Genomic DNA, 26,836 nt, shown 5'->3' with positions numbered 1-26,836 from the left:
ACTTCGGCTGCCGGCCGAGACGTGCGACGGCTCTGGTCAGAGGCGACCGGGGCGGCGAGGAGTGAGACGTGGACCGCATGAGCGCCCTCGACAGCGGGTTCTACTTCGCGGAGAGCGAGAACACCCCCATGCACGTGGGGTCGGTGGCCGTCTTCGACGGCCCGGCCCCGAGCTACGGCGACGTGGTGCGCCTGCTGCTGAGCAAGCTGCCCCTCGTGCCGCGGTACCGGCAGCGGGTGCGCGAGGTCCCGCTGCAGCTGGGCCGTCCGATGTGGGTCGACGACCCGCACTTCCAGATCCTGTACCACGTCCGGCACACCGCGGTGCCCTCTCCCGGCAACGACGAGCAGCTGCGGAACCTCGCCGGCCGGGTGCTCGGGCAGCGCCTGGACATGGCGAAGCCGCTGTGGGAGCTGTGGCTCGTGGAGGGCCTGGCCGAGGGGCGCTGGGCGATCATCTCCAAGGTCCACCACTGCATGGTCGACGGCGTCGCCGGCACCGACCTGATGCAGCTGATGTTCGACCTCGACCCGGAGGCGACGCACGACGAGCCCCGGGACTGGACGCCGCGCCGCGACCCGTCGTCGGTGACCCTCGTCGCCGGTGCGGTCGCCGAGGCGGCCGCCCAGCCGATGCGGACCCTCACCAGCCTGCCGAGCGTCGGCACCGCCGTCCGCGGCGTGCGCGGCTTCACCGAGTCCGGGCGCACGCTCGCCCAGACGCTGCCGTCGCTGGCCAAGCAGGCGGCCACCCCCACGGCGCGGTCGCTGAACGGCCCGATCGGGCCGCACCGGCGCTGGGCCTGGACGGACGGGCAGTTCGAGGAGTTCAAGGCCGTCCGGACCGCGCTGGGCGGCACCGTCAACGACGTCGTCCTGACCGCGATCACCAGGGGCTTCCGCGACCTGCTGCAGGGCCGCGGCGAGCTCTCCTCCGAACGGCTCGTGGTCCGGTCGATGGTGCCCGTGTCGGTGCGCTCGGAGAAGCAGCGCGGATCGCTGGACAACCAGGTCTCCTGCGTCTTCGTCGATCTCCCGGTCGGCGACCCCGATCCCGTCTCCCGACTGCAGGCCGTCCGCGGCCAGATGGACGAGTACAAGCGGGCGATGCAGGCCGTCGACGTGCCGTCGATCATCTCGATGGGCGACTTCGTGGCGCCCACGCTGCTGTCGATGGGCGTGCGGTCGGCGGTCAGGGCCGGCCAGATGTGGTGCCAGGCGGTGACCACGAACGTGCCGGGGCCGCGCGTGCCGCTGTACGTCCTCGGCCGGCGGATGTGCACCGCACACGCCTACGTGCCGATCGCCGGTGGCACCCGCTGCTCCATCGGCATCTTCAGCTACCTGAACCGGATGACCTTCGGCATCAACGCCGACTTCGACGCCTTCCCCGACGTCGACGTCCTCTCCGGCGGCATCCGGCGGGGCATCGAGGAGCTGCTGGAGTACGCGCGCGCCGACCAGGCCACGCCGGACGTCGCCCAGCCGAAGGGCAGGCGCTCCGCGCGGGCCGGCGCCCGGTGAGTCCGGCCGAGCAGCGCCACGACGGCGGCCTCACCGTCGCCGTCACCGGGCCGACGGGCACGTTCGGCGCCGGGCTGGTGCCCCTGCTCCAGGACGACGACCGGGTGGCCCCGGGTCATCGGCATCGCCCGCCGGCCGTTCGACCCGGCCGAGCGCGGCTGGACCAAGATGGACTACCGGCAGGGCGACGTGCGCGACCCCGATCCCGCTGGGGCGTCGCCTGTTCGACCGGCCCGGCCCGCTGCCGGTGCCGGTGCCGCTGCTCGTGCCGCAGCACCCGCTCCAGTTCATCCACGAGGACGACGTCGGTCAGGCCCTGCTGCTGTGCGTGCTCGGCGCCGGCCCGCCCGGGGCGTACAACATCGCCGGCGACGGCGTGCTGACCGCCGCCGATGTCGCCCGGGAGCTCGGTGTGATCCCGATCCCCCTCCCCGCCGCGCCCGCACAGGCGGCGGCGCGGGCGGTCGCGCGGCTGCCGTTCCTCCCGCCGGCGGCCGAGTGGATCGAGGCCGCCGGCCGGCCGGCGATCATGGACACCACCCGGGCCCGCGAGGAGCTCGGGTGGACACCCCGGTACACCGGGCTGGAGGCACTGCGGGACACGCTCCGTCCCGGCGGCTGACCGCCCCCGGGGCTAGACCTCAGGCCGGGGCGCGGGTCAACGCGGATCCGCGCATCCAGTCGAGCAGCTCGTCGGCCAGCCGCTCCGGTTCCTGCAGCTGCGGTACGTGGCCCACTCCGGCCCACTCGGAGTAGCGCCAGTCGGGGTGACGGGCGGCGATGTCCCGGGCCGCCTGCACGGACACGAGCCGGTCGCGGTCGCCGTGGACCAGCAGCACGGGGACGTCGATGGACGCCATCGCCGAGCGGTAGCGACGCGGATCGGCCAGCACCCGCAGCAACGAGCGGGCGGCGGCCAGGAAGGCGCGGTCCATGCCGGCGACGTCGCGCCGTTCCTCGAGGAGGGTGACCGAGCGGTCGATGACGTGTGCCGGCAGCTGGTCGGGGTCGACGCCCACCAGGTGCAGCATCTCGCGCACGCGACCGAGCGCCGTCCGGCGCTGCCGCCGCCACGAGAGGAACCGCTCCCCGACGAAGGGGATCGCGTAGAGGGCGAAGGTGACCGCGACGAGCGGGTCGAGGGCACGGCGGGGACCGGGGACGGCGGGGTCGAGCAGCACCAGGCCGCGCACCGCCTCCGGGCGCTCCCCCGCCTCGAGGATGGAGATCATCCCGCCCATCGAGTTGCCGACCAGCACGGCCGGCTCGTCGACCACCTCGGTGAGGAAGCGGTGCAGGACGCCGACGTTCGCCGTCACGCTGGCCTTGCGGCTCCCCGGCTCGCTGCGCCCGAAGCCCGGCAGGTCGATCGCCCACACGCGCGCGTGGTCCTGCAGCAGCGGCGCGACGAGGTCCCAGTTCAGGTGCGAGCCACCCAGCCCGTGCACGAGCACGACCGCCGGCCCCTCCTCCGGGCCGCCGAAGTCGACGTAGTGCACCGGCCCGTCCAGGTCCACGGTGCTGCTGCGTCCCGGCACGCCGCTCTCCGCCATCGGTACCCCTCTCCCCGTGTCAGGCCGCCCGTACGGTGGCACGTCCTGCCAGCGACCGCAGCACCGGCCCTCCGCGCGCCCACCAGCGGAACGACGACGTCTGATATGACGCAGGACACAGTTCGGCAACATCTGTGCGCGCGGGAGGCCCCCCGAGTGTGAGCCAGGACGCACATTGGTACAGCGGTTCCACCAACGGACGGCAGCCAGGAGGACGACGTGGCACGACAGCAGGGTGACGGTCCGACGCTCCCGCTCTATCTGAGCGAGCCCGGGCGGGCGGTCGCGGACTACGGCCTCTACCTGGCCGCGCGCCCGCTGGCCCAGCGGCTGCCCAAGGGCGACGGGCACCCGGTGCTGGTCCTGCCCGGGCTGCTGGCCGACGACCGCTCCACCCGGGTGCTCCGCGCGACGCTCCGTCGGCTGGGCTACCGCGTGCACGGCTGGGGGCTGGGCCGCAACATCGGCCCGACCGCCACGTGCGTGAACGGCCTGCGCGACAAGCTGGACTACCTGCACGGCCGGTACCGCCGCGAGGTCACGGTGATCGGCTGGAGCCTGGGCGGCATCTTCGCCCGCGACCTCGCCCGTCAGTGCCCCGACGCGGTGCGCCAGGTGATCACGCTCGGCAGCCCGTTCCGGATCGAGCGGCACAGCCAGACCCGGGCCAGCAAGGTGTACGACCGCTACGCCCACCTGCACGTGGAGCAGCGTCCGTACCCGCTGGAGTCCGAGGGGTGCCCGCTGCCGGTGCCCGCGACCTCCATCTACTCGCACTTCGACGGGATCGTGCACTGGCAGACCTGCCTGAACGTGCCCGGCGAGCGCTGCGAGAACATCGCCGTCACCGCCAGCCACCTGGGCATCGGCCACCACCCGGCGGCGCTCTGGGCGATCGCCGACCGGCTGGCCCAGCCCGAGGGCGAGTGGGAGCCGTTCAGGGCCCCGGCGTTCCTGCGCCCCGCCTTCCCCAAGCCCGCCATGCCGGCGGCCCCCGGCCCGGACACCATCTCCTCCCGCTCGGCCGCCTGACGAACGGCCGGTGGGATCCTCGGCGGGTGCCCCCTACCCGCCTCGAACGCTGGGAACGGACGGCGGAGTGGCCGCTGACCGCCGCCTCGCTCCTGTTCCTCGCCGCCTACGCATGGCCGATTCTCGACCCCGACCTGCCCCGGCCGTGGCGGACCGCCTGCGAGGTCGTCGCGTGGGCAACCTGGGCCGCGTTCGCCGTCGACTACGTCGTCCGGCTGCTGCTCGCGAACGACCGGGCGCGGTTCGTCCGCACCCACCTGCTGGACCTGGCCGTCGTGGTCCTGCCGATGCTGCGACCGCTGCGCCTGCTGCGGCTGGTCACGGTGCTCAGCGTGCTCAACCGCTACGCCGGCGCGGCGCTGCGGGGTCGGGTGCTCACCTTCGTGGGGTCGGCGACGGTGCTGGTCATGATCATGGCCGCCCTCGCAGTCCTCGACGCGGAACGGGACCATCCCGACGCGAACATCACCGGCTTCGGTGACGCCGTGTGGTGGTCGTTCGCGACGGTGACCACCGTCGGGTACGGCGACCGGTTCCCGGTGACCACGACCGGCCGGGCGATCGCGGCCGGGCTGATGCTGGTCGGGATCGCCCTGCTGGGCACGGTGACCGCCTCCGTCGCGTCCTGGCTGGTCCAGAAGGTGCAGGAGGTCGAGGACGAGTCCGAGGCGGCCACCCGCCGCGACGTCGCCGCGCTGCGGGCCGACATCGCCGCCCTGCGCCAGGAGCTCGGTCAGCCGTCGGCCACGGCGGACGGACGACGGTCGGCGGCGGCTCCCCCGGGCTGAACGGGCGGCTCAGCCGCCGACGCCGGGGTCCACCGCGGCGCGGAAGGCCGCGGGGCTGCTCGACCCAGGCACCGAGATGCGGCGAAAGCCGGTCTCGACCGGCGGCGAGGCCGGCTTCAGCCGCATCTGGCGCGGAGACGGGGTGGGCGCGGCAGGGTTCGAACCTGCGACCACTCGCTTGTAAGGCGAGCGCTCTACCGCTGAGCTACGCGCCCCGCGGGCCCAGGGTATTGCCCCGGGCCCTGTGGCCGGTCGGCGCTCAGGTGGCGAGCTTCGCGACCGCGTCCTTCCAGCCCGTCTGCTGGCGGGCGTCGCCGGGTGCGTTGACCTCGGCGAAGGCGACGGCGCCTTCCGCGTCGATCAGGAACGTGCCGCGCAGCGCCATGCCGGCCTTCTCGTTGAAGACGCCGTAGGTCTGGGCCGTGACGCCGTGCGGCCAGAAGTCCGAGAGCAGCGGGAAGTCGAGGTTCTCCTGCGCCTTGAACGCCTTGAGGCTGAAGACGGGGTCGGTGCTGATCGCGAGCACCTGCACCCCGGCGTCGGTGTAGGTGTCCAGATCGTCGCGCAGCTGGCACAGCTCCCCGGTGCAGATGCCGGAGAAGGCGAAAGGGTAGAAGACCAGCAGCACGGGCCTGCCGCGCAGGCCGGCAAGCGAGACGACCTGCTTGTCCTGGTCGGGGAGGCTGAACTCGGGGGCGCGATCGCCGACGGAGAGGCTCATTCGATCGATCGTGCCCCACCGGTTCCGCGCGCGGGGAAGCGGGTCAGCGGCGGCTGCGTGCCGCCTTGGGCGTGACCAGGCGGATGCCCGACCAGTCCTTGGCCGCGGAGATGCTGCTGGTCTGCGACAGGCCGGCAGTGGGCGCGACCTCGGTGACGTCACCGGGCTCGACGTGGCCGGGGCGGCCGGACTTCGGCACGAGCAGCCAGACCACGCCCTCGTCGGCCAGCGAGGTGAGCGCGTCGGTGAGGGCGTCGAACAGGTCGCCGTCGTCCTCCCGCCACCACAGGATCACGACGTCGGCCACCTCGTCGGTGTCCTCGTCCACCATCTCGCTGCCCGAGACCTCGACGACGGAGTCACGCAGGTCCTCGTCGGCGTCCTCGCTCCAGCCGAGCTCCTGCACGACCATGCCCGGCTTGATGCCCAGCCGGGCCGCCATGCCGGCGCTGTCGACGCTCATCCCTGCTGCTCCTCCATGGGTGAATCCTCTGCTGACCTGGTCTGCGATGGATGGTGCCCTGTCGGGCCGGTGACCGCGCGGGGATGCATCACGCCGATGACCGTACGGGCCACGAGATCGGGGCGGGGCAGGGCCAGCACGCGCGGGGGACGGACACGACCAGCGGGAGAACCACCCGCACCCCGGTCATGTCACCCCTCTCGCTCCGCCGACGCGCCCGCCGCCCGGCCGTCAGGGCCGGGCATCCGGGGCGGCGCCGTCCGTTCCGGCGCCGCAGGCGGAAGCGTAGGCCATGACCGGCACGGCGCAAGCCTCGTACGGCCACCGCGCCCGCCGCCGGGAGCGGCACGGCGCGACACGAGTTCTCCATCCAGCGGCAGCAGAGGTGACGGGGGCTACGTCGGCGGTAGACGATAGGGCCATGAGCGCACCGCAGCAGCCGGACGGCGACCCCGCCCGGGCAGGACAGGCCCGCGCGGTCATCACCGACGGGCTCCCCAGTCAGCTGGTCGACACCGACCCCGACGAGACGCAGGAGTGGCTGGAGTCCCTCGACGCCGTCGTCGACCACGCCGGCCGGAACCGGGCCCGGTACCTGATGCTCCGCATGCTGCAGCGCAGCCGCGAGCAGCAGGTGGGCGTGCCCGCCCTGCGCAGCACCGACTACATCAACACCATCCCGCCCGAGCAGGAGCCGTGGTTCCCGGGCGACGAGCACGTCGAGCGGCGGATCCGCGCCTACATCCGCTGGAACGCCGCGATCATGGTGCACCGGGCGCAGCGCCCCGGCATCGGCGTCGGCGGGCACATCTCCTCCTACGCCTCCTCGGCCTCGCTGTACGAGGTCGGCTTCAACCACTTCTTCCGCGGCAAGGACCACCCCGGCGGTGGCGACCAGATCTACTTCCAGGGCCACGCCTCCCCGGGCATCTACGCCCGCGCCTTCCTCGAGGGCCGGCTGACCGAGCACCAGCTCGACGGCTTCCGCCAGGAGGTCAGCCACCCCGGCGGCGGGCTGTCGTCCTATCCGCATCCGCGGCTCATGCCGGACTTCTGGGAGTTCCCCACCGTCTCCATGGGCCTGGGGCCGATGAACGCCGTCTACCAGGCCCGGTTCAACCGCTACCTGCACGCCCGCGGCATCAAGGACACCTCCGACCAGCACGTCTGGGCCTTCCTCGGCGACGGCGAGATGGACGAGCCCGAGTCGCTGGGCGTCATCGGCCTGGCGGCCCGTGAGGAGCTGGACAACCTCACCTTCGTCGTCAACTGCAACCTGCAGCGGCTCGACGGCCCGGTCCGCGGCAACGGCAAGGTCATCCAGGAGCTCGAGTCGTTCTTCCGGGGCGCCGGCTGGAACGTCATCAAGGTGATCTGGGGCCGCGGGTGGGACAAGCTGCTGGCCGCCGACCGCGACGGTGCGCTGGTCAACCTGATGAACACCACGCCCGACGGCGACTACCAGACCTACAAGGCCGAGGACGGCGCCTTCGTCCGGGAGCACTTCTTCGGTCGGGACCCCCGCACCCGCAAGCTCGTGGAGGGGATGAGCGACAAGGAGGTCTGGGACCTCGCCCGCGGCGGGCACGACTACCGCAAGGTCTACGCCGCCTACAAGGCCGCCATCGATCACAAGGGCCAGCCGACGGTGATCCTCGCCAAGACCATCAAGGGCTGGACGCTGGGCAGCCACTTCGAGGGCCGCAACAGCACCCACCAGATGAAGAAGCTGACCGCGGAGGACCTCGCCGACTTCCGCGACCGGCTCTACCTCCCGATCCCGGACGACGCGCTGGACAAGACCCTGCCGCCGTACTACAAGCCCGACCCCGACTCCGACGAGATGCAGTACATGCTCGAGCGGCGCCGGGCGCTGGGCGGGGCGGTGCCGCGGCGGCGCTCGGAGTTCAAGACGCTCAAGGCGCCCGACGACAAGGCGCTCGAGGTGCTGCGCCGCGGGTCGGGGAAGCAGGAGGTGGCGACGACGATGGCGTTCGTCCGCCTGCTCAAGGAGCTGTTCAAGGACTCCGAGCTGGGTCCGCGCTTCGTGCCGATCATCCCGGACGAGGCACGGACGTTCGGGATGGATTCCCTGTTCCCGACGCAGAAGATCTACAACCCGGCCGGCCAGCGCTACACCTCGGTCGACCGCGAACTGATGCTCACGTACAAGGAGTCCGAGCAGGGCGTGATCCTGCACGAGGGGATCAACGAGGCCGGGTCGGTGGCCTCGTTCACCGCCGCCGGCAGCTCGTACGCCACGCACGGCGAACCGATGATCCCGATCTACATCTTCTACTCGATGTTCGGGTTCCAGCGCACCGGCGACTCGATCTGGGCCGCCGGTGACCAGATGGCCCGCGGTTTCCTGCTGGGTGCCACGGCCGGGCGGACGACGCTGAACGGCGAGGGGCTGCAGCACGAGGACGGGCACTCGCTGCTCCTGGCGCACACCAACCCGGCGGTGGTCTCCTACGACCCGGCGTTCTCCTTCGAGGTCGCGCACATCACCAAGGACGCCCTGGTGCGCATGTACGGCCAGGACCCCGGCTCGCCCCTGGGCGGCCACCGGTCGCCGGACGTCATGTACTACCTGACCGTCTACAACGAGCCGTTCAACCAGCCGGCCGAGCCCGAGGGCCTGGACGTGCAGGCGCTCCTCGCCGGCATGTACCGCTACGCGGAGGGCCCGCGGGCCGACGACGGCGCGGCCGGCGAGGTCAAGGCGCAGGTGCTGGCCTCCGGCGTCGCGCTGCCGTGGGCGCTGCGGGCCCAGGAACTGCTGGCCGACGACTGGGGGGTCTCGGCCGATGTCTGGTCGGTGACCTCGTGGACCGAGCTGCGCCGGCAGGCCGACGAGTGCGCCGAGTGGAACCTCCTGCACCCGGAGGAGGAGCCGCGCGTCCCGTTCGTGACCTCGCGCCTGCAGGAAACCGTGGGCCCGGTGGTGGCGGTGTCGGACTGGATGCGCGCCGTCCCCGACCTGATCGCGCCGTACGTGCCGGGCGGCATGTCGACGCTGGGTACCGACGGCTTCGGCCTGTCCGACACCCGCCCGGCCCTGCGCCGGCACTTCCACGTCGACGCGGAGTCCATCGTGGTCCGCACGCTGGCGTCGCTGGCCGACGAGGGGCAGGTGGAGCGTTCCGTCGTCCGTCAGGCCGTGGAGAAGTACCAGGTGCGGGACGTGCAGGCGGCGCCGGCCGAGGAGCGGTCGGACCCCAGCCCCGCGACCTGACCCCCGCCCCCAGGCATAGGAGGCTTTGCCTACGGAATCGGGACCCGAACCGTAGGTATAGCTTCCTATGCCGTGGGCGGGACCGGTGTCTCAGCCGGACAGCGCCTGCAGCGCCATCTGCGCGTAGAGCGCCACGCCGGCCGGCAGCGGCTCCTCGTCGAAGACCACGAGGTTGGAGTGATTGGGCGGCGCCGTGGCCGGGTCGACGCCGGGCGGCCGGGCACCGAGCCACGCCATGACACCGGGCACCCGCTGCAGCACGTAGGAGAAGTCCTCGGCGCCCATCAGCGGGGCGGGCATGAGCACCGCCGCCTGGCGGCCCAGCAGCTCGGCCGCCGTCTCCAGCACCTGGGCGGCCACGCCCGGGTCGTTCATCGTCACCGGGTAGCCCTCGATGTGCTCCCAGTGCAGCGCCATCTCGTGCGCGGCCGCGACGTGACCGGCCACCCGTTCCACCGAGGCGACGACGTCCGCCCGGCGTTCCGGTGACAGGGTCCGGATCGTTCCCTCCAGGTAGGCGGTGTCGGGGATGACGTTGTTGGTGGAGCCGGCCTCGATGTGGGCGACGGTGACCACGGCCGGGTCGAAGACGTCGACCCGGCGGGTGACCATCGACTGCAGCGCCAGCACGATCTCGGCGGCCACCGGGATCGGGTCGGCGGCCGCGTGCGGCTCGGAGGCGTGCCCGCCGCGGCCACGCAGGGTCATCCGCCACTGGTCCGCGGCGGCCATCATCGGCCCGGGGCGGACGTTGACCGTGCCGCTGGGCAGCGTGGACGAGACGTGCAGCGCGAACGCCCCGCTGACCGGCGCCTCCGGGACGACGTCGAGCAGCCCTTCCTCGAGCATGTAGCGCGCGCCGTGGAAGCCCTCCTCCCCCGGCTGGACCATGAAGACGACCTGCCCGGCCAGTGCCTCCCGCCGCGCCGCGAGCAATCGGGCTGCGCCCACCAGCATCGCCACGTGGGTGTCGTGCCCGCAGGCGTGCATCGCCCCCGGCACCTGCGAGGCGAAGGGCAGGCCGGTGTCCTCGTGCACGGGGAGGGCGTCCATGTCGCCGCGCAGCAGGTAGGTGGGCCCCGGGCGGGCACCCCGCAGCACCCCGACGACGGAGCTGGTGGTGGTGCCGGTGGTCACCTCGATCGGCAGCTCGGCGAACGCCTCGAGGACGGTGGCCTGGGTGCGCGGGAGGTGCAGGCCGATCTCCGGGTTGCGGTGCAGCTGCCGGCGCAGCTCGATGGTGCGGTCGGCGTCGGAGTACGCAGCGGCGAGCAGATCGGAGGGGCTGGTCGGCATGCCTCCAATGTCACACGGATCTGCGGCCGGCCCCGTCCAGGGCACCGCCGGCGAGCCCGCGAAAGGTGGGCAGGAAGGACTCCTTCACCAGTTCCGCGCCCAGTCGGGCCGCTCCGCATCGAGCTGCCAGACCAGGATGCTCGCCGCCCCGTCCACGCGCACCGGCCCGCCGCCGGCCCGGCGCACCCCGGCGGCGTCGGCGACGAGCACCGTTCCGGGGGGCGGGGTCAGCTCGCCGGCGGCCGCGGTGCGCTGCATCCACAGGCGGGCGTCCGCGCGGCCGAGGTCCACCCACCCGCCGGCCACCCGGTGCACGGCGTGCGCCGCCGGGGCCCCGGGGGCGGCGCTGCGCAGATAGCACTGCAGCACCCACGCGCCCTCGCTGCCGGCCACCTCGTCGTGGGCCAGCCCCTCCCCCGCGCGCAGCACCGCGACGTCGCCCGCGGTCAACTTCGCGCCGGCCGCCCACCGGTGGATCAGCGTCCCGGCGAGCACGACCGCGACCACGTCGACCGCACGGTGCTCGTGCCGGCCGTAGCCGGCGCCGGGAGCCAGCCGGTCGTCCGCGATCCGCAGCAGCGGACCCAGGGAGCCGTCCTCGGGGGCGAGGACGACCCGGGACTCCAGACCGGTCACCGGGTGGTCTCGCGGGTGCCGACCGGGGGAACCTCCACCACTCCACTCTCCCCGACCCAGGACGGCGTGACACGCTGACCGGGTGAGCCGGGTGACCAACCGCCCGCCGAGCGATGCCACGCTCCGGCGGCTGGAGCGCGCGTCCGGGTCGTTGGCCACCCAGGCCGTCGCCCGGATGGACGAGGACCTGCCCTGGTTCCGGGCCATGCCGGCCGACCAGCGGTCGTGGGTGACGCTCGTGGCGCAGGCCGGCATCGCGTCCCTGGTCGAGTGGTGCCGCAGCCCCGGCCGTCCGCCCCGGCTCACCGGCGAGGTGTTCGGCGCGGCCCCCCGGGAGCTGGTCCGGGCGGTGGCCCTCAAGCAGACGGTGGACCTGATCAAGGTCACCGTCGAGGTGGTCGAGGAGCGCGTGGCATCCGTGGCCGCGCCCGGGGAGGAGGAGGACCTGCGGCTAGCGGTCCTGCAGTTCAGCCGGGAGGTCGCCTTCGCCACCGCGCACGTCTACGCCAGCTTCGCCGAGAGCCGGGGGGCCTGGGACGCGCGCCTGGAGGCGCTGGTCGTCGACGCCCTGGTGCGTGGCGAACGGTCCGACGAGCTCTCCGGGCGGGCGGCGGCGCTCGGCTGGGCGGCCGGCACGCTCGCCCTCGTCGTCGTCGGGGCGACCCCGTCCGGGGTCGACGACCCGCACGGCCCCGTGCGCCGCACGGCGCGGGGCCTGCGCTGCGACGTGCTGGTCGGCGTGCACGCCGAGCAGCTGGTGGTGGTGCTGGGCGGCACCGGCGACCTCGAGGTCGTGGCGGAGCGGATCAGCGACGAGTTCGGCGACGGACCGGTCGTCACCGGCCCGGTCGTGGACGGGCTGGGCCGGGCTGCGGTCTCGGCGGCGGCGGCGCTCGCCGGGCTGCGGGCGGCGCGCGCCTGGCCCGAGGCCCCCCGCCCGGTCGCCGCCGACGCGTTGCTCGCCGAGCGCGCGCTCGACGGGGACCCGCTGGCCCGCGCCGCCCTGCAGGAGCAGGTGGCCGCCCCGTTGCGCTCGGCCGGCGGCGGGGTGCTGGAGACCGTGCAGGCGGTGCTCAACAGCGGCGGCAACCTGGAGGCGAGCGCGCGGGCGATCTTCGTGCACCCCAACACCGTGCGGTACCGGCTCAAGCGCGCCGCCGAACTGACCGGGCTGTCGGCGACCGATCCGCGTGGCAGCTGGACCCTGCAGGTCGCCCTCGTGCTGGCCGCCCTCGACCGCGACCGGTCGCTCTGGCACTGAGCCGGCGGCCGTCCTCCGCGGGCGAGGCGTGCGGTTCCCACCACTGAGTGAGCGGTGACGGCGTCGAACACGGGCGCGAGTTGGAGGAATCCTCCAAAGATCAGCGGTGTCCTTTCGTAGTCGATCTCGCCGCGGGACACGGTGATCACTGGCACGGTGAGGAGGTGCTCGCCGTCCTCGCCCCTGGTCAGGGGGCCCAGAAGCCCGGGATGCTCACCGACTGGCTCGACCTGCCCGGCGCGGAGCCGTTCTTCCGGTGGGCCGGGGCCATCGCGGGTGCCGACCTGCTGACCCTGGGCACGACCGGCGACGCCGAGGCGATCAAGGACACCGCCGTCACCCAGCCGCTCGTCGTCGCGATGAGCCTCTTCGTCGCTCGCGAGCTGGGCGGTCTTCCCGGGCCGGTCGCCCACACGCCGCAGGCCGGCCGGGACGTCGTCATCACCGGGCACAGCGTCGGCGAGCTCACCGCCGCCGCGCTGGCCGGCGTGCTGTCCGTCGAGGCGGCGATCGCGCTCACCGCCGTCCGCGGGCGGGCCATGGCCGCCGCGTGCGCCCGCACACCCACCGGGATGTCCGCCGTCCTGGGCGGCGACCCCGACGAGGTCCTCGCCGCCATCGGCCGCCACGGGCTGACCCCGGCGAACAGGAACGGGGCCGGCCAGATCGTCGCCGCCGGGCCCCTGGACGGGCTCGATGCGCTCAAAACCGACCCACCGGCCAAGGCCCGCGTCATGCCGCTGCCGGTCGCCGGCGCCTTCCACACCGAGCACATGGCCCCGGCGCGCGAGGAGCTCGAGGGTCTGGTCGGTGGACTACGTCCGGCCGACCCCAGCCGGCTGCTGCTCTCCAACGCCGACGGCGCCGCCGTCGACTCCGGCAGCGAGGCGCTGGCCCGCCTGGTCAGCCAGGTCACCAGCCCGGTGTGCTTCGACTCCTGCCTGGCCACCATGCGCGAGCTCGGCGTCACCGCCGTGATCGAGCTGCCTCCCGCCGGGGCGCTGGCGGGGCTGGCCAAGCGCGAGTGGAAGGGGGCGGGCATCGAGGTGCTCGCCGTCGGCAGCCCGGCCGACCTCGGCCACGCGCGGGCGCTGATCGAGGCCGAGCGCGGCCGCTCCGAGGCCGAGCACCTGCCCGACTGGCGGATGGTCGTCGCCCCCGCCCGGGGCACGGTCAGCCCGGCCGACGTCGCCGAGGGCACGCACCTGCCCGCGGGCACGCCGCTGGGCTGCATCCGCGGCCGGCGGGAAGAGGTCAACGTCTCCGCCGCCTACGACGGCGTGCTGGCCGAGTGGCTGGTGCACGAGGGCGACCTCGTCGACGCCGGCGACCCGATCGCCCGGCTCTACCCGGAGGTGACCGCGTGACCCCGCTGCAGCTGCCGCCCGGCGCCCCCGGCGCCCGCATCCTCGGCTTCGGGAGCTACCGCCCCCGCCGCCGGGTGACCAACGACGAGCTCGCCCAGCGGATGGACACCAGCGACGAGTGGGTCCAGAGCCGGGTGGGCATCGCCGAGCGTCGCTGGGCCGAGCCCGACGAAACGCTCGTGGAGATGTCGGTCGCGGCCGGCGGCAAGGCACTGGCAGCGAGCGGTCTCGACGCGAGCGACATCGACCTCGTGCTGCTCGCGACCACGAGCCCCCCGAAGGCGATCCCCGGCCTCGCGCCGCGGATCGCCCACCAGCTCGGGGCGCCCCGGCCGGGCGCCTTCGACATCAACGCCGGCTGCGCCGGCTGGTGCTACGCGCTCAGCGCGGCAGCCGACGCCATCCGCAGCGGCACGGCGCGCAACGCCCTGGTCATCGGCGGCGAGCGGCTCACCGACTACACGAACCTCGACGACCGGGCGACGGCGATCATCTTCGCCGACGGGGCAGGCGCGGCGGTCGTCACCGCGTCCGACGAGCCGGCCATCGGCCCGGCGGTGTGGGGCAGCGACGGCGACCTGCACGAGGCGATCGCGATCCCGCCGAACGAGACCGGCATGAGCATGGCCGGCCAGGCCGTGTACCGCTGGGCCACCTCGAAGCTCACCGACACCCTGGTCGAGGCCATGCGCCGGGCCGGCGTCGGCCCCGACGACATCGACGTCTTCGCGCCGCACCAGGCCAACCTGCGGATCATCGAGCTCATGGCCAAGCGGCTCAAGCTGCCCGACCGCACGGTCATCGCCCGCGACGTGATCCGAGCGGGGAACACCTCGTCGGCCTCCGTGCCGCTGGCGCTGTCGGCCCTGCTGGAGAGCGGCGAGGCCAAGACCGGGGACGTCGCCCTGCTGCTGGGCTACGGGGCCGGCCTGACCTTCGCCGGCCAGGTCGTCATCCTCCCGTGAACGCCACCACCTCCGTGGGCGACCTATCCACGAACAGCCCCACCCCAGATTGCCGGGACACCATGTCCCGGACGACGGCGGGCATCGCCCGCCCCATCCGAGAGAGAGGACCCTTCTGGTGAGCGAGCTTGCGAGCGAACCAATGAGCACAGCAGCCCTGCGAACGCAGCCGACGAGCGCCAGCGAGGAGACGAAGTGAGCAGCACCCAGGAGATCCAGTCCGGTCTGGCCGAGATCCTGGAGGAGGTCGCCGGGGTGAGCCCCGCCGACGCCACCCCGGAGAAGTCCTTCACCGAGGACCTCGACGTCGACTCGCTGTCGATGGTCGAGATCGCCACCGCCGTCGAGGACAAGTTCGGCGTCGCCATCCCCGACGACCAGCTGGCCAACATCAAGACGGTCGGCGACGCGATCAGCTTCATCGAGAAGAACCAGGGCTGACCCACGCACCTCCGGTGTGGGAGCGGAACGGCTGAACCGTGCTCCCACACCGGGGGGCGACCCCACAGTGCCGCTCGGCCACATAGCAGGAGGAGAGATCCCATGAGCCCGTCCACCACGGACGTCGTCGTCACCGGCCTCGGTGCCACCACGCCGCTCGGCGGCGACGTGGCCAGCACCTGGGACGCCCTGCTCGCCGGGCGCTCGGGCGTCAGCCGGATCACCGACGAGTGGGTGCAGGAGTTCCCGGCGCAGCTGGTGGCCCGCCTGGCCGCCGACCCCGCCGAGCAGATCGACCGGGTGCGCGCCCGGCGGCTCGACCGGAGCCAGCAGGTGGCCGTCATCGCCGCCGAGCAGGCCTGGGCCGAGTCCGGCGCTGCCGACGCCGGGGTGGCCCCCGAGCGGATCGCCGTCGTCTTCGGTACCGGCATCGGTGGCGCGCTGACCCTCCTGGGGCAGGACGACGTCCTGGAGCAGAAGGGCCCCAAGCGGGTCTCCCCGTTCACCATCCCGATGCTCATGCCCAACGGCCCCGCCGCCGCCGTCGGCCTGTCGATCGGGGCCAAGGGTGGCGTGCACGCACCCGTGAGCGCCTGCGCGTCGGGCGCCGAGGCCATCCGCTGGGGTCTGGACCTGCTGCGCCTCGACCGGGCCGACATCGTCCTGGTCGGCGGTGCGGAGGCGTGCATCCACCCGCTGCCGATGGCCGGCTTCGCCGCGATGCGGGCCATGTCGACTCGGAACGACGAGCCGGAGCGCGCCTCGCGCCCGTTCGACAAGGGACGTGACGGCTTCGTCCTCGGCGAGGGCGCGGCCGCGCTCGTGCTGGAGCGCGCGGATTCCGCCGCCGCCCGGGGCGCCCGGGTGCATGCCCGGCTGGCCGGTGCCGCCGGCACGGCCGACGGCTACGACCTGGTGGCTCCGCACCCGGAGGGCGAGGGTGCCGGCCGGGCGATCACGGCCGCACTGCGCGACGCCGGGCTCTCCCCCACCGACGTCGGGCACGTCAACGCGCACGCGACGTCGACCCCGGTCGGCGACACCGCCGAGGCCGCGGCGATCCGCTCCTCGCTGGGCGACCACGTGCTGGTCAGCGCCACGAAGAGCCAGACCGGCCACCTGCTCGGCGCCGCCGGCGCACTGGAGGCGGTGTTCACCATCCTGGCGCTGCGCGAGCAGATCGTCCCGGCGACGGCGAACCTGGACGACCCCGACGACGACGCCGCCGTCCAGGCGCTGGACATCGTCCGGCACGAGCCGCGCCGCGCCACGTTGAGCGCGGCGGTCAACGACTCCTTCGGCTTCGGCGGGCACAACATCGCGCTGGTCTTCACGACCTCCTGAGCGCCCCACCCCCGTGGCCCCTGGCCCCCTTCCCGAGGAGACGCCGTGACGACCGCCCAGGCCGCGCCCCCGCTGCCCAGCCCCGACCCGCGGGACCCGGAGGACCGGCTGCGCCGGTTCTTCGACCCGGGCACGATGCAGCAGCTCGGGGCCCGGGACACCTCAGGGGTCCTGGCCGCCCGCGGCACCGTCTCGGGGACCCCGGCGGTCGCCTTCTGCACCGACGCGACGGTCATGGGCGGCGCCATGGGCATCGACGGCTGCCGGCACATCGTCGATGCGATCGACACCGCGCTGCGCGAGCGGGTGCCGGTGGTCGGCATCTGGCACTCCGGTGGCGCGCGGCTGGCCGAGGGCGTCACCGCCCTGCACGCCGTCGGTGAGGTGTTCGCCGCGATGGTCCGCGCCTCGGGGCGGATTCCGCAGATCTCGGTGGTGCTCGGCCCGGCCGCCGGCGGCGCCGCGTACGGCCCGGCGCTCACCGACCTGGTGATCATGGGTCCGGCCGGCCGGGTGTTCGTGACCGGGCCCGAGGTGGTCCGCTCGGTCACCGGCGAGAACGTCGACATGGAGAGCCTCGGCGGGCCGGACACCCACGGCCGGCGCAGTGGCGTGGTGCACGTGGTCACGGACTCCGAGCCCGCCGCCCTCGAGACGGCCCGGCTGGCCGTCGACCTGCTCGCCGCCCAGGGCAGCTTCGCCCCCGTCGACGAGGACGCCGGCGCCGATCTGGCCGCCTTCCTGCCGGAACAGACCAACCGCGCCTACGACGTGAAGCCGCTGGTCTCGGCGATGCTGGACGGGCCGGGCCTGGAGCTGCACCCGCGGTTCGCGCCGAACGTCGTCACGACCCTCGGCCGGCTGGCGGGGCGCACGGTGGGCGTCATCGCCAACAACCCCCTGCGGCTGGGCGGCTGCCTGGACTCCGCGTCGGCGGAGAAGGCAGCCCGGTTCGTGCGGATGTGCGACGCGTTCGGGGTGCCGCTGCTGGTGCTGGTCGACGTGCCCGGCTACCTGCCCGGCGTCGGCCAGGAGTGGGACGGCGTCGTCCGGCGTGGGGCCAAGCTGCTGCACGCCTTCGCCGAGGCGGTCGTCCCCCGGGTGACGCTGGTGACGCGCAAGTCCTACGGCGGTGCCTACATCGCGATGAACTCCCGGTCGCTGGGCGCCACCGCCGTCTTCGCCTGGCCCGGGGCGGAGGTCGCCGTCATGGGTGCGAAGGCCGCCGTGGGCATCCTGCACCGGAAGAAGCTGGCCGCAGCGCCTCCCGGTGAACGGGAGGCGCTGCACGCCCGGCTGGCCGAGGAGCACGAGCGGATCGCCGGCGGGGTCAACCGGGCACTGGAGATCGGCGTCGTCGACGAGGTGGTGGAGCCGCTGCGGACCCGCCAGCGGCTGGTGGAGGCGCTCGCCTCGGCGCCGCTCGGTCGCGGGGCGCACGGCAACATCCCACTCTGAGCCTGGCGGGCGCGATCGCCGCTGCCCGGCACAGAAAGGGGCCGTCCGGGCGCCGCTTCCCCGACGGCGCCCGGACGACCGGTCTCAGGCTACGACGCCTTCCGGGTCCGGCCAGAAGTGTCGTGTTCGTTTCGTGACCCGCCGGCGAGCGGCGGGCACCGGTATCCGCGGTCAGACGACCTGGTGCAACCAGGTCGCCGGGCTGCCGTCACCGGCGTGCCGGTAGACCTCGAGGTCGGCGTCCCAGGCAGCGCCCAGCAGCTGGTCGACGCCGTGCCGGAAGGCCTCGATGGACGTCGCCGTGGCCGCCAGGCGCCGCAGCTGCTGCTCGGTGACGATGAGGTCGCCGTTGGCGCTGGTGGGCGCCCGGTACACCCCGTGCCCGGGCACGTAGGACATGCGCTCGCCGTCGTTGCCGTGACTGGCTTCCTCGGTCACCTCGAAGCGCAGCATCGGCCACGCGCGCAGCGCAGCAACCAGCTTGGCGCCGGTGCCGGGCGAGCCGGTCCACGCCACTTCAGCACGGTAGGAACCGTGCGCCGCGGGCTGCTCAGCCCACGACAGGGAGACCGGCGCGCCGACGACGCGTTCCAGCGCCCACTCGACGTGCTGGCAGAGCGCCTTCGGGCACGCGTGCACGAAGACGACACCCTGGGTTGACCGTCGCTGCACCGGGCACCTCCATCGACTCGATCGGTCTCGTCTTCCCCTACGGACCCATCGATTCGGTGACGCGCTGTGTTCGGCAGTGACGGAGCAGGGCTCCCTCGACAAGTTTGCACGATGGTGCCCCCATCGCGCCAGCCCGGGTGCGATTCCTGGGACGAAAGTGGTCCGTGATCACTCGGACCCGGTCTTGTTGCTGGTCAGCGACCCATATCACGGCGGAAAGGCGCCGTCTACCCGCCTGACGCTATTCAGAGACCGCACGCCCGGCCGGTGCCCGACCGGACGGTGTGGAGCGATTGCTGCCGTGCGGGTGCGAGGCCGTCGTCACCGAGAGTGATCGGTTGGGCGGTTGGACACGCCGTACTGCCGCGTGCGACCTGCATGAATCGCGCCGCAGACCGATCACCCGGCGTGGTTGCTACAGCACGAGGCGTGGAGTCGGCGGGCGTGACGGCGTCACCCCGCTCGATCCCGGCCATCCCGTCGGACGTCCGGCGGGCACTCATGCCTGCCCGAGCGGGAGGCCGGGTAGGGGCCGGACGTGGGTGCACACCAGGGCATGGCCGGCAGGGGCCGGGACGAGATCGCCGGGATGGTGCTCGGCGCGTGGGACGCCTTCCTGGCGCAGGCGGAGTCGGTCGACCTCGACCGGAGTTCCCGCCTGCCGGGCTGGCGGGCACACGAGATCTGCGTGCACCTCGGGTGCTGGGACGACCACACCGCCCTGCACGACCTGATCGTCTCCGCCCGCGCCGGTGCGCCGGGGGCGCCCCCGGACCCCGACGCTGTCAACGCCCGGGTCACCGGGGCCCACCGCGACGCCTCCCGGGATGAGGTGCTGGCGGCGCTGCACCGCAACCGTGCGGCCACCGCCCGGTACCTCAGCGAGGAGCCCGAAGCGCTCGACACGGCCCCGGCCGTCTCCGTGGTGGGGCGCCTGCCCCTGCTGAGCGTCGTCCTGGGACAGGCCTACGAGCTCGCCGTCCACGGGTTGGACCTGGTCTCCTGCGGAGCCGAGCCCCCGCCGCCGGCCGTGCTGCAGTCGGGCCTGGCGGCCCTGGCCGACGTGACCGGCGCGCTGGCCGCCGCCACCGGCACCCGTGGTCAGGTCTCCCTCGTGACGCCGGACGGCGGGTGGGGCTTCGTCGCCGACGACGACGGGTGGCAGGTGCGGCGCACCCCGGCGGGGGTGGTCGACGGCCCGGCCGTCGAGGCCCCGGCCGATCTGCTGCTCGACGCGGCGTCCGGACGGGTGAACCCGGTGCCCGCCGTGGCCCGGCGCAAGCTCAAGGTGCACGACGTCGGCGGACTGCTGCAACTGGCGCCGATCGTGAAGGAGGTACCCGGCATCCCCGGCGGGCCGATCCTGCAGTTGGCTGCACGCACCGTCGGCGGCGCCGGCGGGCTACTGGGCCGGCTGTTCGGTCGCGGCTAGGCCGCTCCCCCGGCTGCCGCGCGCGGGCGGTACCAGCACGCGCCGCCCGCACCGAGCGCGAGCACCGCGAGGACGACGACCGGGACGGCGACCAGGGCATCGACCCGCGCGACCACGAAGCCGGCCGAGGCCCCGATGCCCACCTGGACGACCGTGCTGGGCACCACCCCGCCCAGCACCGAGAGGACCGACCGCGGAACGGGTGCCACCAGCACCACGGCCAGCACGGCCACCAGGAGCAGCCAGCCCTCCGGGCCACGCCCGTCCAGCCACGTCCGGACCTGCGCTCCCGACGGCAGGTCCACCGTCAGCGCCAGGACCGCCCCGGCGAGCAGGACGGCCACGAGCGCGGCCGCCCGCAGTTCGATGCGCTCCCCCGCCACCCGCACGCCCCCATCCTGCGCGCGCGGGCGGGACGGCTGGGCTGGATCAGCCGCAGCTGCCGCCGAGCGAGACGCCGCGCTGTGCCAGCCACGGGACCGGGTTGGACCGGTCGGCGTACAGACCGCCGTGGTGCACCTCGAAGTGCAGGTGCGGGCCGGTGGACTGGCCGCGGTTGCCGACCTCGGCAATCTGCTGGCCGGCGGTCACCACCTGGCCGGGCTGGACGAAGAACTGGTTGACGTGGCCGTAGACGGTGATGGCGCCGTCGTGGTGCTGGACGGCGACGGAGAGACCGAAGCCGCTGGCCGGCCCGGCCTGGAGCACGACGCCCGGCTCGGGCGTGAAGACCGGGGTGCCGATCGGGGCCGCGATGTCCACCCCGAGGTGCATGGTCCCCCACCGGGCGCCGTAGCAGGAGGTGACCCGGCCCTGCGTGGGCGCGATGGCACCCGCGGCGGCCGTCAACGTGCTCACCGCCTGCTCGGCCGCCTCCTGTTCCGCCTCCTGCGCCACCCACGCGGCGGCGGCGTCCTCGGCACCGCGCAGTTCCAGCAGGCGGGTCTCCGCCTCGCGCAGCTGGCCGTCGAGCGCCGCCTTCTCCGCGGTGAGCGCGTCGAAGTCCGCCTGTGCGCCGGCGAGCAGGGCGTCGACTTCCGCCTGCGCCTCCTGGGCCTCGCGGGTGGCCGCGTCACGTTCCGCGACGGCCGCCTTCGCCTCCCGGTCCAGCCGGGTCTCTCGTGCCTCGGCGACCTCGAACTCCTCCAGGACCTGCGCCCGCTCCTCACCGAGGATGTCGAGGGTGGCGGCCTGCTGGAGCAGCTCTCCGGGGCCGTCGGCGTGCAGGACCATCTCCATCTCGCCGAAGGTCTCGTCGGCACCCATGTAGGCCTCCCGGCCGAGGGTCGCGACGTCCTTCTGCGTGCTCTCCACGGCCGCGCGGACCGCGGCGAGCTCGGCGGCGACGGCATCGGCGTGCTGCTGGGCGGTGACGAGGGCCGCCTCCGCGGCCAGCACGGCACCGCTGGCCTCCTCGGCCCGGAGCGTCATCTGCTCGAGACGGGCCTCGGCGTCACGGACGCGCTGCTCGATGCCGGCGATCTCCGCGGCCACGCGATCGTGCTCGCTCTGCGCGTCGGCCGGCGCGGCCGACGCCGTCGGAGCGCCGAGCATGGTCAGCGCCAGGAGGGCGCTGACCGCGGCGGCCATGGGACCGGTGCGGCGTAGACCCACGCGTTTGGCGGAGCGGCGGACGGGGGACATGGTGCGGTGATGCGGGTGGCGCAGGGTCGCCAAGGCGACGGTCTCCGTTCCTCGGTCCGCCTACCAGGTCAGCTGACGGGTTCGGGCCGGAACGTGGCCCTACCCGTCAGCCTGCGGGAGCGCAGACGGGATTCACCCCAGAGAACATGGGTCCCCGGTCCACCCGGCCATCAGGACGGGCGGTTCGGCGGGGTCCGCCCGAGCCCCCGGGTTCGGGAGCGGGATCGGGTGGACCGCGAGGAAGGCTACAAGCGCGGAGCCAGAATGTCACAGCAAGGTAACGGATCTACTCGGTCCGCCCCACGCGCACCACGACACGGCGGGGGTGCGGGCGCGGCGTCTGGCAGGCTGTCCGCACCGGGGCGGTAGCTCAGCCGGTCAGAGCATGGGACTCATAATCCCTGGGTCGTGGGTTCGAGCCCCACCCGCCCCACCACCAGGCAATACGCGGGTACTGAATCCCGCACAGCGCTCCAAGAGACGGGGATTCGACTACGCTGTGGGCATGTCCTCAGCCCCGCCTCCACGTGTCGCGATGGCCGTCGATGACCTGGCGGTGCTGCTGCCCGACTGGCGCACCCACCTGCGCGCCCGCAATGTCGCCCCGTCCACCATCGCCAGCTACCTACGCGTTGGCGAGAACTTGGTCGGCTATCTCCGGGAGGCGGGGATGCCGACCACCGCGGGCGCGATCAGTCGCGACCACCTTGAGGCCTTCTTGGCCGCCCTCGTCGAGCGCGTGTCCCCCGCGACCGTCGCTAAGCACTACCGATCCATGCAGCAGCTCTTCCGCTGGCTGACCGAGGACGGCGAGATTCCACGATCCCCGATGGAGCGGATGCGTCCTCCGGCCGTGCCTGAGCAGCCGGTCGACATCCTCACCGACGACGAGCTGCGGGCCCTGTTGGACGCTGCCCGCGGCAACACCTTCGAGAACCGCCGGGACACCGCGATGCTGCGCATGCTCATCGACACCGGCATGCGCGCCGGCGAGCTGGCCGGGCTCAACGTCGACGACTTGGATTCCGAGCAGAGCGTGGCCCTGGTGATGGGCAAGGGACGACGTGGCCGTGCGGTCCCGTACGGCGCCAAGACCGCCGATGCTTTGCGCCGGTACCTGCGCGCCCGCGCAACACACCCACAGGCCACCCTTCCGGCACTGTGGCTCGGCAAGAAGGGAAGGGTGACCGACTCCGGCGTCCGGCAGATGCTCGAACGCCGCGCCGCCGAAGCCCACGTCTCCAACGTGCACCCGCACCGCTTCCGGCACACCTACGCCCACACCTGGCTGGCCAGTGGCGGACAGGAGCAGGACCTCATGCGGCTCGCCGGCTGGCGTTCGCGAGAGATGGTCGGCCGTTACGCTGCGAGCGCCGCCGACGAGCGGGCCCGCGCCGCCTTCCATCGCGCCGGCCTCGGTGACCGGCTGTAGCGAACGTTCCGCTGGGCGCCGCGGGTCGCACCGCAGCGGAGCGGCCCTGGCGGCATCCCCATATCGCTGGAGTCGGGGGCCACTACGTGGCCTGCGGTCCGCAGGGTCACGCTGGCCGGACAACGGGCGCCGTCGTCCGGAAGGCGCACATCCCCGGCAAGAACCGCTCCGGCAAGCAGCAGGCCTGTGCGGCGGCGACTCCCCGAGTCGAGTCGCATTGTCCCCACTGGCGCGGTGGGCCCAGCCGACGGACGCACAGCCTCGGGCCGGAAGGGCAGCCGATACTCGGTTACCGGACGAAGGCCCTCCGGGCGAAGATGCGGGCCGGCTGAAGGATGCGAGACCGGACCAACAGCCCTACAGCCCAAGCGAACCGTCCGCGCATGTCGCTGCTGCGGCTCCTCGTGCGAATGAGCGCTCCCGCCCGCGTCTACGTCGACCAGCACTGGCTCGACCCGGAGGACGGTCAGCATCTCACCTACCGACGATCCACCTCCTACGGCCCCGGCTGTCCCGGTTGGCTAGTGGCCGTTGACGACGAATACGCCGAGCTGGCGGAGGAGTTCGTCCGACACCGCAACGGCTACGAGGCCACTCTCGCCGACGCCAAGCGACGCTGGACGCCACAGCCGAGTTGATCGCAACCAGCGGCATACAGCGGGCATGTCCCGATGCGGGGGTCGGGAGGGAGATTCCCCTGGCTGGTGTGGATCAGCCCCTCGGCAAGGGACGCGTCACGAGACCTACGCCTCACCTCCAGCCGAAAGCCTCGGACCGCCACCGCCACCGCCACCGCCACGGCCGCTGCGGCGCAATCCACGAGCGTGGCTCGAGGCGAGCGCGAGACGGACGAAGTACGCCTTGCGTGCATGCTCAGCCCGACGAGCTCGCTCACGAGGATCAAGAGATCCGTCCGGGTCCACCTCCCGTTCGAACCGAGACATAAACGCAGCCCGCGCAGGCGCCGTATGTGCTGCGGCGTCCCGCACCCTTGCATGGAGCTGATGCGCTGCCATGCGCGCCCGCAGCGCCCGCTGGCTGACAGCGGACGGGCTTGCAGGATCGCAGTCCTTGGGTTTGGCCCGACCGGCGTCAGGGAGGCGGCACCCGCGGTCCTGCGGCGATGACTGATGACCCGCCATGGCAACTCCTTCGATTCGCCGGGTTGCGTCAACGTGGCGGCCCAGCCGCCTCTCGTCGGCATCCGCTGCCTTCACGAGAAGAAGGCGCGATTCGAGGCCGTTTAGTGACACCACTTGAGCCTCCTGTGCAGGTTCCTACCTGCCACGATCGCCCGCCCCGGTTCGCTGTGAGTGCAACCGGCTGCACCGGACGGCGCGGTGACCCCCACTGCCGCGACCGATGCTCTTGGCACATAACTGATCCGCGGCACCCGGCATCCCCAATTCGTCGGCAGGTGTCACCAATCGGCTCCGAATAGCGCCTTCTCCCGGTGAGCGGTCCTCACCCACGGGAGCAGCCATGTGCAGTCGGCCGGGACAACCGGCAGCGGCAACCGTTGCGCCGCATTCCCCCAGCAGCGAAACGCTGCGCTCGCCGGCCGGTGCCCCCGGCATCGCTTGCGAACAGGCGCGGAACGACGGACTGACCGCCGACGGCGACCACGGGAGCGGGCTGTCCTGGACCGTCCTGGGCGTCCAAATGGGCTTCACCAGCGAGCAGCCGCAGCGCATCGAGATCCTCGCCGCGATCGGCCGGATGAGCTGGACCCAGCGTCCACCTCAGCATCCCGGGCTCGACGGGTCGGCCGCCCGTGCGGTCGTCAAGGCCGTCGCCTGCCGACGCACCCACCCGCGGCTGTACCGGCTCGGTGTGGCCGACCTTGGCGGAGAGCGGCGGTTGATCGGTCTGGAGGACACCGCCGGTGTCGGCAGCTTCCTGCTCGACCTCGGCGCCGAAGTGATTCACGTGCTGACCACCTCCCGCGACCTCTCCCCCGCACCGACGCCGTCTTCGGGTTGTCACTGCGGCACCGTCGAGGAGATTCGATGAAGGGGAAGGTCACCCTCTCGCCGGAGCACGCCTGTCCCGTTGACGCGCCGGCCACTGGCGGCAACCGAGCGATCAGCCGCCGGGCCTGCGACGCGGCGCCCCTCCCCCATCTGCCGCGGCAGACTGCTTGCCGCTCCCTGCTGCAGGCCTTCGTCGACAGCTACGGCGGCAACACCCACCGGCTGCTCACCGACTTGTCCGACGTCATCGGCGCCAGCATCGCCTACGTCGACCGGCCCACCGTCGAGGCCCACCTCGAGCGGCCCCTGTCCGACCGGGAGTGGGCCGCCACCGCCCAGCAGTTCACGCCCATGGCCTTCGACGACCACGTCGGAGACGCCGGCAGCTTCCGCACCGACTGGATCGAGGACGTTCTGGCCGGGGCCGGCGTACCCGGTCGGGGCCACACCGGTCAGCCGGTCGCCGGATGCCCATGGGGCGGGGCATGAGCGCCACCCGGACCTGTCCGGCCTGCGGCTACAGCGGGACGTACGCCAGCGACGCCCTCGCCGACGTCCACCACGCGCGCCATTCCTGCGCGAAGCACCGGCAGGCCATCGAGCGAGCCCGTCGCCGTGTCCAGCGCGCCCAGGGTCGGGTGGAGCGGGACTGCACTCATCCGCGTGCTGGGCATGTGCACGGAACCCGCGCCGCCTATGTGAAGGACCGCTGCCGATGCACCGACTGCACCGCCGCCAACACCGCGGCCGGCCGCGCCGTGCACCGCGCGCAGACCTTCGGCCGATGGCGGCCGTTCGTAGACGCGGCGCCGGTGCGCGAGCACATCCGCGCGCTACGCGCCGCCGGCATCGGCGTCGAGCGGGTCGCCCTGCTCGCGGGCATCTCCACCAGCCACGTCCGCGAACTGGCCGACCCCGGACGCGACGGCACCCCAGGCATCCAGTGGGTCCGACCCCGGACCGCCCATCGGGTCTTGCGCATTCGGATGGACCAGGCCAACCGGGCGCCGCGCAGCCACGTCGTCGCCACGGGCACTCGTCGCCGGCTGCAGGCCCTGATCGCCACCGGATGGCCCCACGACGAGCTGGCCGCCCGGCTCGGCCGAAGCTCCGCCGGCCTCCGACGCAGCATGCTCAGCGACTCCGTAACCGCGCGAACCGCGCAGGACGTCAACGACCTCTACGAACAGCTGTGGAACCTGCGCCCACCGCAGTCCACCGATGATCAGCGCGCCGCCGCCGACGCCGCCCGTGCCTTCGCCGCCGAACGCGGATGGCTGCCACCTCTGGCCTGGGACGACATCGACACCGACCCAGAGCCTCAACACCACGCTGGGCGCGTAGAGAAGGACGACGACCTCGACGAGATCGCCATCGAGCGCGCCCTCGCTGGCGACGGCGTCCGCCTCGAGCACCTGACCCCCGCTGAGCAGGACGAAGTCGTCAGACGCCTCACCGAACGGGGGAAGTCCATCCGCGACATCGCCCAGCAGCTCGCCACCACCAAACGAACGATCTCCCGCCGACGTGCGTCCATCAAAGCCGCATGACCGGTGACGACAGGCGACCGGCTTCGCCGTCCTGCTACAGGCCGCAC

General features: G+C 73.2%; 25 protein-coding genes, 2 tRNA genes and 1 riboswitch. Of the genes, 18 read left to right on the top strand and 9 right to left on the bottom strand.

The window, feature by feature from the left end:
- Positions 1 to 77: 77 nt before the first annotated feature.
- Positions 78 to 1,523, top strand: a complete 1,446-nt coding sequence (locus BLASA_RS08920; protein WP_231839629.1) for a WS/DGAT/MGAT family O-acyltransferase — start codon at positions 78 to 80, stop codon at positions 1,521 to 1,523.
- Positions 1,524 to 1,788: 265 nt separating this feature from the next.
- Positions 1,789 to 2,145 (top strand): hypothetical protein, encoded by a 357-nt coding sequence (locus BLASA_RS25550; protein WP_197536280.1) that lies wholly within the window; start codon positions 1,789 to 1,791, stop codon positions 2,143 to 2,145.
- Between the two features lie 19 nt (positions 2,146 to 2,164).
- On the opposite strand, the gene BLASA_RS08910 is transcribed toward BLASA_RS25550, so the two are convergent.
- Entirely contained in the window at positions 2,165 to 3,076 is a 912-nt protein-coding gene (locus BLASA_RS08910; RefSeq protein ID WP_014375781.1) for an alpha/beta fold hydrolase, read from the bottom strand.
- Positions 3,077 to 3,295: 219 nt separating this feature from the next.
- On the opposite strand from BLASA_RS08910, the gene BLASA_RS08905 reads away from it, so the two are divergent.
- Complete coding sequence (locus BLASA_RS08905; RefSeq protein ID WP_014375780.1) at positions 3,296 to 4,108, top strand: esterase/lipase family protein; 813 nt, start codon at positions 3,296 to 3,298, stop codon at positions 4,106 to 4,108.
- Between the two features lie 26 nt (positions 4,109 to 4,134).
- The gene (locus BLASA_RS08900) at positions 4,135 to 4,896 is read left to right on the top strand and encodes a potassium channel family protein (RefSeq protein ID WP_014375779.1); all 762 of its coding nucleotides are present in this window, start codon (positions 4,135 to 4,137) and stop codon (positions 4,894 to 4,896) included.
- Between the two features lie 143 nt (positions 4,897 to 5,039).
- On the opposite strand, the gene BLASA_RS08895 is transcribed toward BLASA_RS08900, so the two are convergent.
- The 3 genes from BLASA_RS08895 to BLASA_RS08885 all read right to left on the bottom strand — a co-directional run bounded on the left by BLASA_RS08895 (position 5,040) and on the right by BLASA_RS08885 (position 6,080).
- A tRNA-Val gene (locus BLASA_RS08895) sits at positions 5,040 to 5,111 on the bottom strand.
- 44 nt (positions 5,112 to 5,155) lie between these two features.
- On the bottom strand, positions 5,156 to 5,617 hold the full coding sequence (locus tag BLASA_RS08890; protein WP_014375778.1) for a peroxiredoxin: 462 nt from the start codon (positions 5,615 to 5,617) through the stop codon (positions 5,156 to 5,158).
- Between the two features lie 43 nt (positions 5,618 to 5,660).
- Complete coding sequence (locus tag BLASA_RS08885; RefSeq protein WP_014375777.1) at positions 5,661 to 6,080, bottom strand: DUF3052 domain-containing protein; 420 nt, start codon at positions 6,078 to 6,080, stop codon at positions 5,661 to 5,663.
- Between the two features lie 421 nt (positions 6,081 to 6,501).
- On the opposite strand from BLASA_RS08885, the gene aceE reads away from it, so the two are divergent.
- Positions 6,502 to 9,318, top strand: a complete 2,817-nt coding sequence (gene aceE, locus BLASA_RS08880; protein WP_014375775.1) for a pyruvate dehydrogenase (acetyl-transferring), homodimeric type — start codon at positions 6,502 to 6,504, stop codon at positions 9,316 to 9,318.
- 90 nt (positions 9,319 to 9,408) lie between these two features.
- Here the strand turns inward: aceE and BLASA_RS08875 are convergent, their stop codons facing one another.
- Both BLASA_RS08875 and BLASA_RS08870 read right to left on the bottom strand, forming a co-directional pair.
- On the bottom strand, positions 9,409 to 10,614 hold the full coding sequence (locus BLASA_RS08875) for a M20 metallopeptidase family protein (RefSeq protein WP_014375774.1): 1,206 nt from the start codon (positions 10,612 to 10,614) through the stop codon (positions 9,409 to 9,411).
- 84 nt (positions 10,615 to 10,698) lie between these two features.
- Positions 10,699 to 11,250: a pirin family protein gene (locus tag BLASA_RS08870; RefSeq protein WP_014375773.1), complete on the bottom strand. Its 552-nt coding sequence runs from the start codon at positions 11,248 to 11,250 to the stop codon at positions 10,699 to 10,701.
- Positions 11,251 to 11,332: 82 nt separating this feature from the next.
- Here BLASA_RS08870 and BLASA_RS08865 point away from each other — a divergent pair, with 82 nt between their 5' ends.
- The 6 genes from BLASA_RS08865 to BLASA_RS08840 all read left to right on the top strand — a co-directional run bounded on the left by BLASA_RS08865 (position 11,333) and on the right by BLASA_RS08840 (position 18,086).
- Positions 11,333 to 12,511: a PucR family transcriptional regulator gene (locus BLASA_RS08865; protein ID WP_014375772.1), complete on the top strand. Its 1,179-nt coding sequence runs from the start codon at positions 11,333 to 11,335 to the stop codon at positions 12,509 to 12,511.
- A 164-nt stretch (positions 12,512 to 12,675) separates the two neighbouring features.
- A complete protein-coding gene (locus tag BLASA_RS08860) occupies positions 12,676 to 13,878 on the top strand; it encodes an acyltransferase domain-containing protein (protein ID WP_041775687.1) in 1,203 nt (400 codons plus the stop codon).
- Positions 13,875 to 14,843 carry a beta-ketoacyl-ACP synthase III gene (locus tag BLASA_RS08855; protein ID WP_014375770.1) on the top strand — a complete coding sequence of 323 codons (969 nt, stop codon included), beginning with the start codon at positions 13,875 to 13,877 and terminating at the stop codon, positions 14,841 to 14,843. The genes BLASA_RS08860 and BLASA_RS08855 overlap by 4 nt, the downstream gene beginning before the upstream one ends.
- Positions 14,844 to 15,038: 195 nt before the next feature.
- Positions 15,039 to 15,284: an acyl carrier protein gene (locus BLASA_RS08850; RefSeq protein ID WP_014375769.1), complete on the top strand. Its 246-nt coding sequence runs from the start codon at positions 15,039 to 15,041 to the stop codon at positions 15,282 to 15,284.
- A gap of 102 nt (positions 15,285 to 15,386) precedes the next feature.
- A complete protein-coding gene (locus tag BLASA_RS08845; protein WP_014375768.1) occupies positions 15,387 to 16,628 on the top strand; it encodes a beta-ketoacyl-[acyl-carrier-protein] synthase family protein in 1,242 nt (413 codons plus the stop codon).
- A 45-nt stretch (positions 16,629 to 16,673) separates the two neighbouring features.
- On the top strand, positions 16,674 to 18,086 hold the full coding sequence (locus BLASA_RS08840) for an acyl-CoA carboxylase subunit beta (RefSeq protein WP_014375767.1): 1,413 nt from the start codon (positions 16,674 to 16,676) through the stop codon (positions 18,084 to 18,086).
- A gap of 171 nt (positions 18,087 to 18,257) precedes the next feature.
- Here BLASA_RS08840 and BLASA_RS08835 read toward each other — a convergent pair whose 3' ends face one another.
- On the bottom strand, positions 18,258 to 18,758 hold the full coding sequence (locus tag BLASA_RS08835) for a DUF3145 domain-containing protein (protein WP_014375766.1): 501 nt from the start codon (positions 18,756 to 18,758) through the stop codon (positions 18,258 to 18,260).
- A 538-nt stretch (positions 18,759 to 19,296) separates the two neighbouring features.
- Here BLASA_RS08835 and BLASA_RS08830 point away from each other — a divergent pair.
- Positions 19,297 to 20,190 (top strand): maleylpyruvate isomerase N-terminal domain-containing protein, encoded by an 894-nt coding sequence (locus BLASA_RS08830; protein WP_014375764.1) that lies wholly within the window; start codon positions 19,297 to 19,299, stop codon positions 20,188 to 20,190.
- Here the strand turns inward: BLASA_RS08830 and BLASA_RS23405 are convergent.
- Both BLASA_RS23405 and BLASA_RS08820 read right to left on the bottom strand, forming a co-directional pair.
- The gene (locus BLASA_RS23405; protein ID WP_014375763.1) at positions 20,187 to 20,579 is read right to left on the bottom strand and encodes a hypothetical protein; all 393 of its coding nucleotides are present in this window, start codon (positions 20,577 to 20,579) and stop codon (positions 20,187 to 20,189) included. The two genes, BLASA_RS08830 and BLASA_RS23405, sit on opposite strands and share 4 nt — an antisense overlap.
- Positions 20,580 to 20,619: 40 nt before the next feature.
- The gene (locus tag BLASA_RS08820; protein WP_231839589.1) at positions 20,620 to 21,834 is read right to left on the bottom strand and encodes a M23 family metallopeptidase; all 1,215 of its coding nucleotides are present in this window, start codon (positions 21,832 to 21,834) and stop codon (positions 20,620 to 20,622) included.
- A gap of 43 nt (positions 21,835 to 21,877) precedes the next feature.
- A riboswitch (cyclic di-AMP (ydaO/yuaA leader) is annotated at positions 21,878 to 22,034 on the bottom strand.
- A gap of 159 nt (positions 22,035 to 22,193) precedes the next feature.
- On the opposite strand from BLASA_RS08820, the gene BLASA_RS08815 reads away from it, so the two are divergent.
- The 6 genes from BLASA_RS08815 to BLASA_RS08790 all read left to right on the top strand — a co-directional run bounded on the left by BLASA_RS08815 (position 22,194) and on the right by BLASA_RS08790 (position 26,789).
- Positions 22,194 to 22,270, top strand: a tRNA-Ile gene (locus BLASA_RS08815).
- A 99-nt stretch (positions 22,271 to 22,369) separates the two neighbouring features.
- Positions 22,370 to 23,266 (top strand): tyrosine-type recombinase/integrase, encoded by an 897-nt coding sequence (locus tag BLASA_RS08810; protein WP_197536279.1) that lies wholly within the window; start codon positions 22,370 to 22,372, stop codon positions 23,264 to 23,266.
- Positions 23,267 to 23,649: 383 nt separating this feature from the next.
- On the top strand, positions 23,650 to 23,904 hold the full coding sequence (locus BLASA_RS08805; RefSeq protein ID WP_014375759.1) for a hypothetical protein: 255 nt from the start codon (positions 23,650 to 23,652) through the stop codon (positions 23,902 to 23,904).
- A 1,024-nt stretch (positions 23,905 to 24,928) separates the two neighbouring features.
- The gene (locus tag BLASA_RS08800) at positions 24,929 to 25,279 is read left to right on the top strand and encodes a hypothetical protein (RefSeq protein WP_041775686.1); all 351 of its coding nucleotides are present in this window, start codon (positions 24,929 to 24,931) and stop codon (positions 25,277 to 25,279) included.
- Positions 25,276 to 25,728 (top strand): hypothetical protein, encoded by a 453-nt coding sequence (locus BLASA_RS08795; RefSeq protein ID WP_014375757.1) that lies wholly within the window; start codon positions 25,276 to 25,278, stop codon positions 25,726 to 25,728. Before BLASA_RS08800 ends, BLASA_RS08795 begins: the two co-directional genes overlap by 4 nt.
- Positions 25,725 to 26,789, top strand: a complete 1,065-nt coding sequence (locus BLASA_RS08790) for a helix-turn-helix domain containing protein (RefSeq protein WP_041776302.1) — start codon at positions 25,725 to 25,727, stop codon at positions 26,787 to 26,789. Before BLASA_RS08795 ends, BLASA_RS08790 begins: the two co-directional genes overlap by 4 nt.
- Positions 26,790 to 26,836: the final 47 nt, after the last annotated feature.

It is taken from the genome of Blastococcus saxobsidens DD2 (assembly GCF_000284015.1).
In the GTDB taxonomy this organism is placed as follows: domain Bacteria; phylum Actinomycetota; class Actinomycetes; order Mycobacteriales; family Geodermatophilaceae; genus Blastococcus; species Blastococcus saxobsidens_A.
The sequence above is the reverse complement of the archived record's forward strand: the minus strand, read 5'-3'. Positions and strand labels throughout refer to the sequence as shown.

Bases quoted from the DNA above. Each gene is read 5' to 3' on its own strand.
- BLASA_RS08820 (WP_231839589.1), bottom strand. From the start codon at position 21,834: ATGTCCCCCGTCCGCCGCTCCGCCAAACGCGTGGGTCTACGCCGCACC.
- aceE (WP_014375775.1), top strand. From the start codon at position 6,502: ATGAGCGCACCGCAGCAGCCGGACGGCGACCCCGCCCGGGCAGGACAG.
- BLASA_RS08890 (WP_014375778.1), bottom strand. From the start codon at position 5,617: ATGAGCCTCTCCGTCGGCGATCGCGCCCCCGAGTTCAGCCTCCCCGAC.
- BLASA_RS08875 (WP_014375774.1), bottom strand. From the start codon at position 10,614: ATGCCGACCAGCCCCTCCGATCTGCTCGCCGCTGCGTACTCCGACGCC.
- BLASA_RS08790 (WP_041776302.1), top strand. From the start codon at position 25,725: ATGAGCGCCACCCGGACCTGTCCGGCCTGCGGCTACAGCGGGACGTAC.
- BLASA_RS08805 (WP_014375759.1), top strand. From the start codon at position 23,650: ATGTCGCTGCTGCGGCTCCTCGTGCGAATGAGCGCTCCCGCCCGCGTC.
- BLASA_RS08845 (WP_014375768.1), top strand. From the start codon at position 15,387: ATGAGCCCGTCCACCACGGACGTCGTCGTCACCGGCCTCGGTGCCACC.
- BLASA_RS08910 (WP_014375781.1), bottom strand. From the start codon at position 3,076: ATGGCGGAGAGCGGCGTGCCGGGACGCAGCAGCACCGTGGACCTGGAC.
- BLASA_RS08810 (WP_197536279.1), top strand. From the start codon at position 22,370: ATGGCCGTCGATGACCTGGCGGTGCTGCTGCCCGACTGGCGCACCCAC.
- BLASA_RS08795 (WP_014375757.1), top strand. From the start codon at position 25,276: ATGAAGGGGAAGGTCACCCTCTCGCCGGAGCACGCCTGTCCCGTTGAC.
- BLASA_RS08920 (WP_231839629.1), top strand. From the start codon at position 78: ATGAGCGCCCTCGACAGCGGGTTCTACTTCGCGGAGAGCGAGAACACC.
- BLASA_RS08885 (WP_014375777.1), bottom strand. From the start codon at position 6,080: ATGAGCGTCGACAGCGCCGGCATGGCGGCCCGGCTGGGCATCAAGCCG.
- BLASA_RS08800 (WP_041775686.1), top strand. From the start codon at position 24,929: ATGGGCTTCACCAGCGAGCAGCCGCAGCGCATCGAGATCCTCGCCGCG.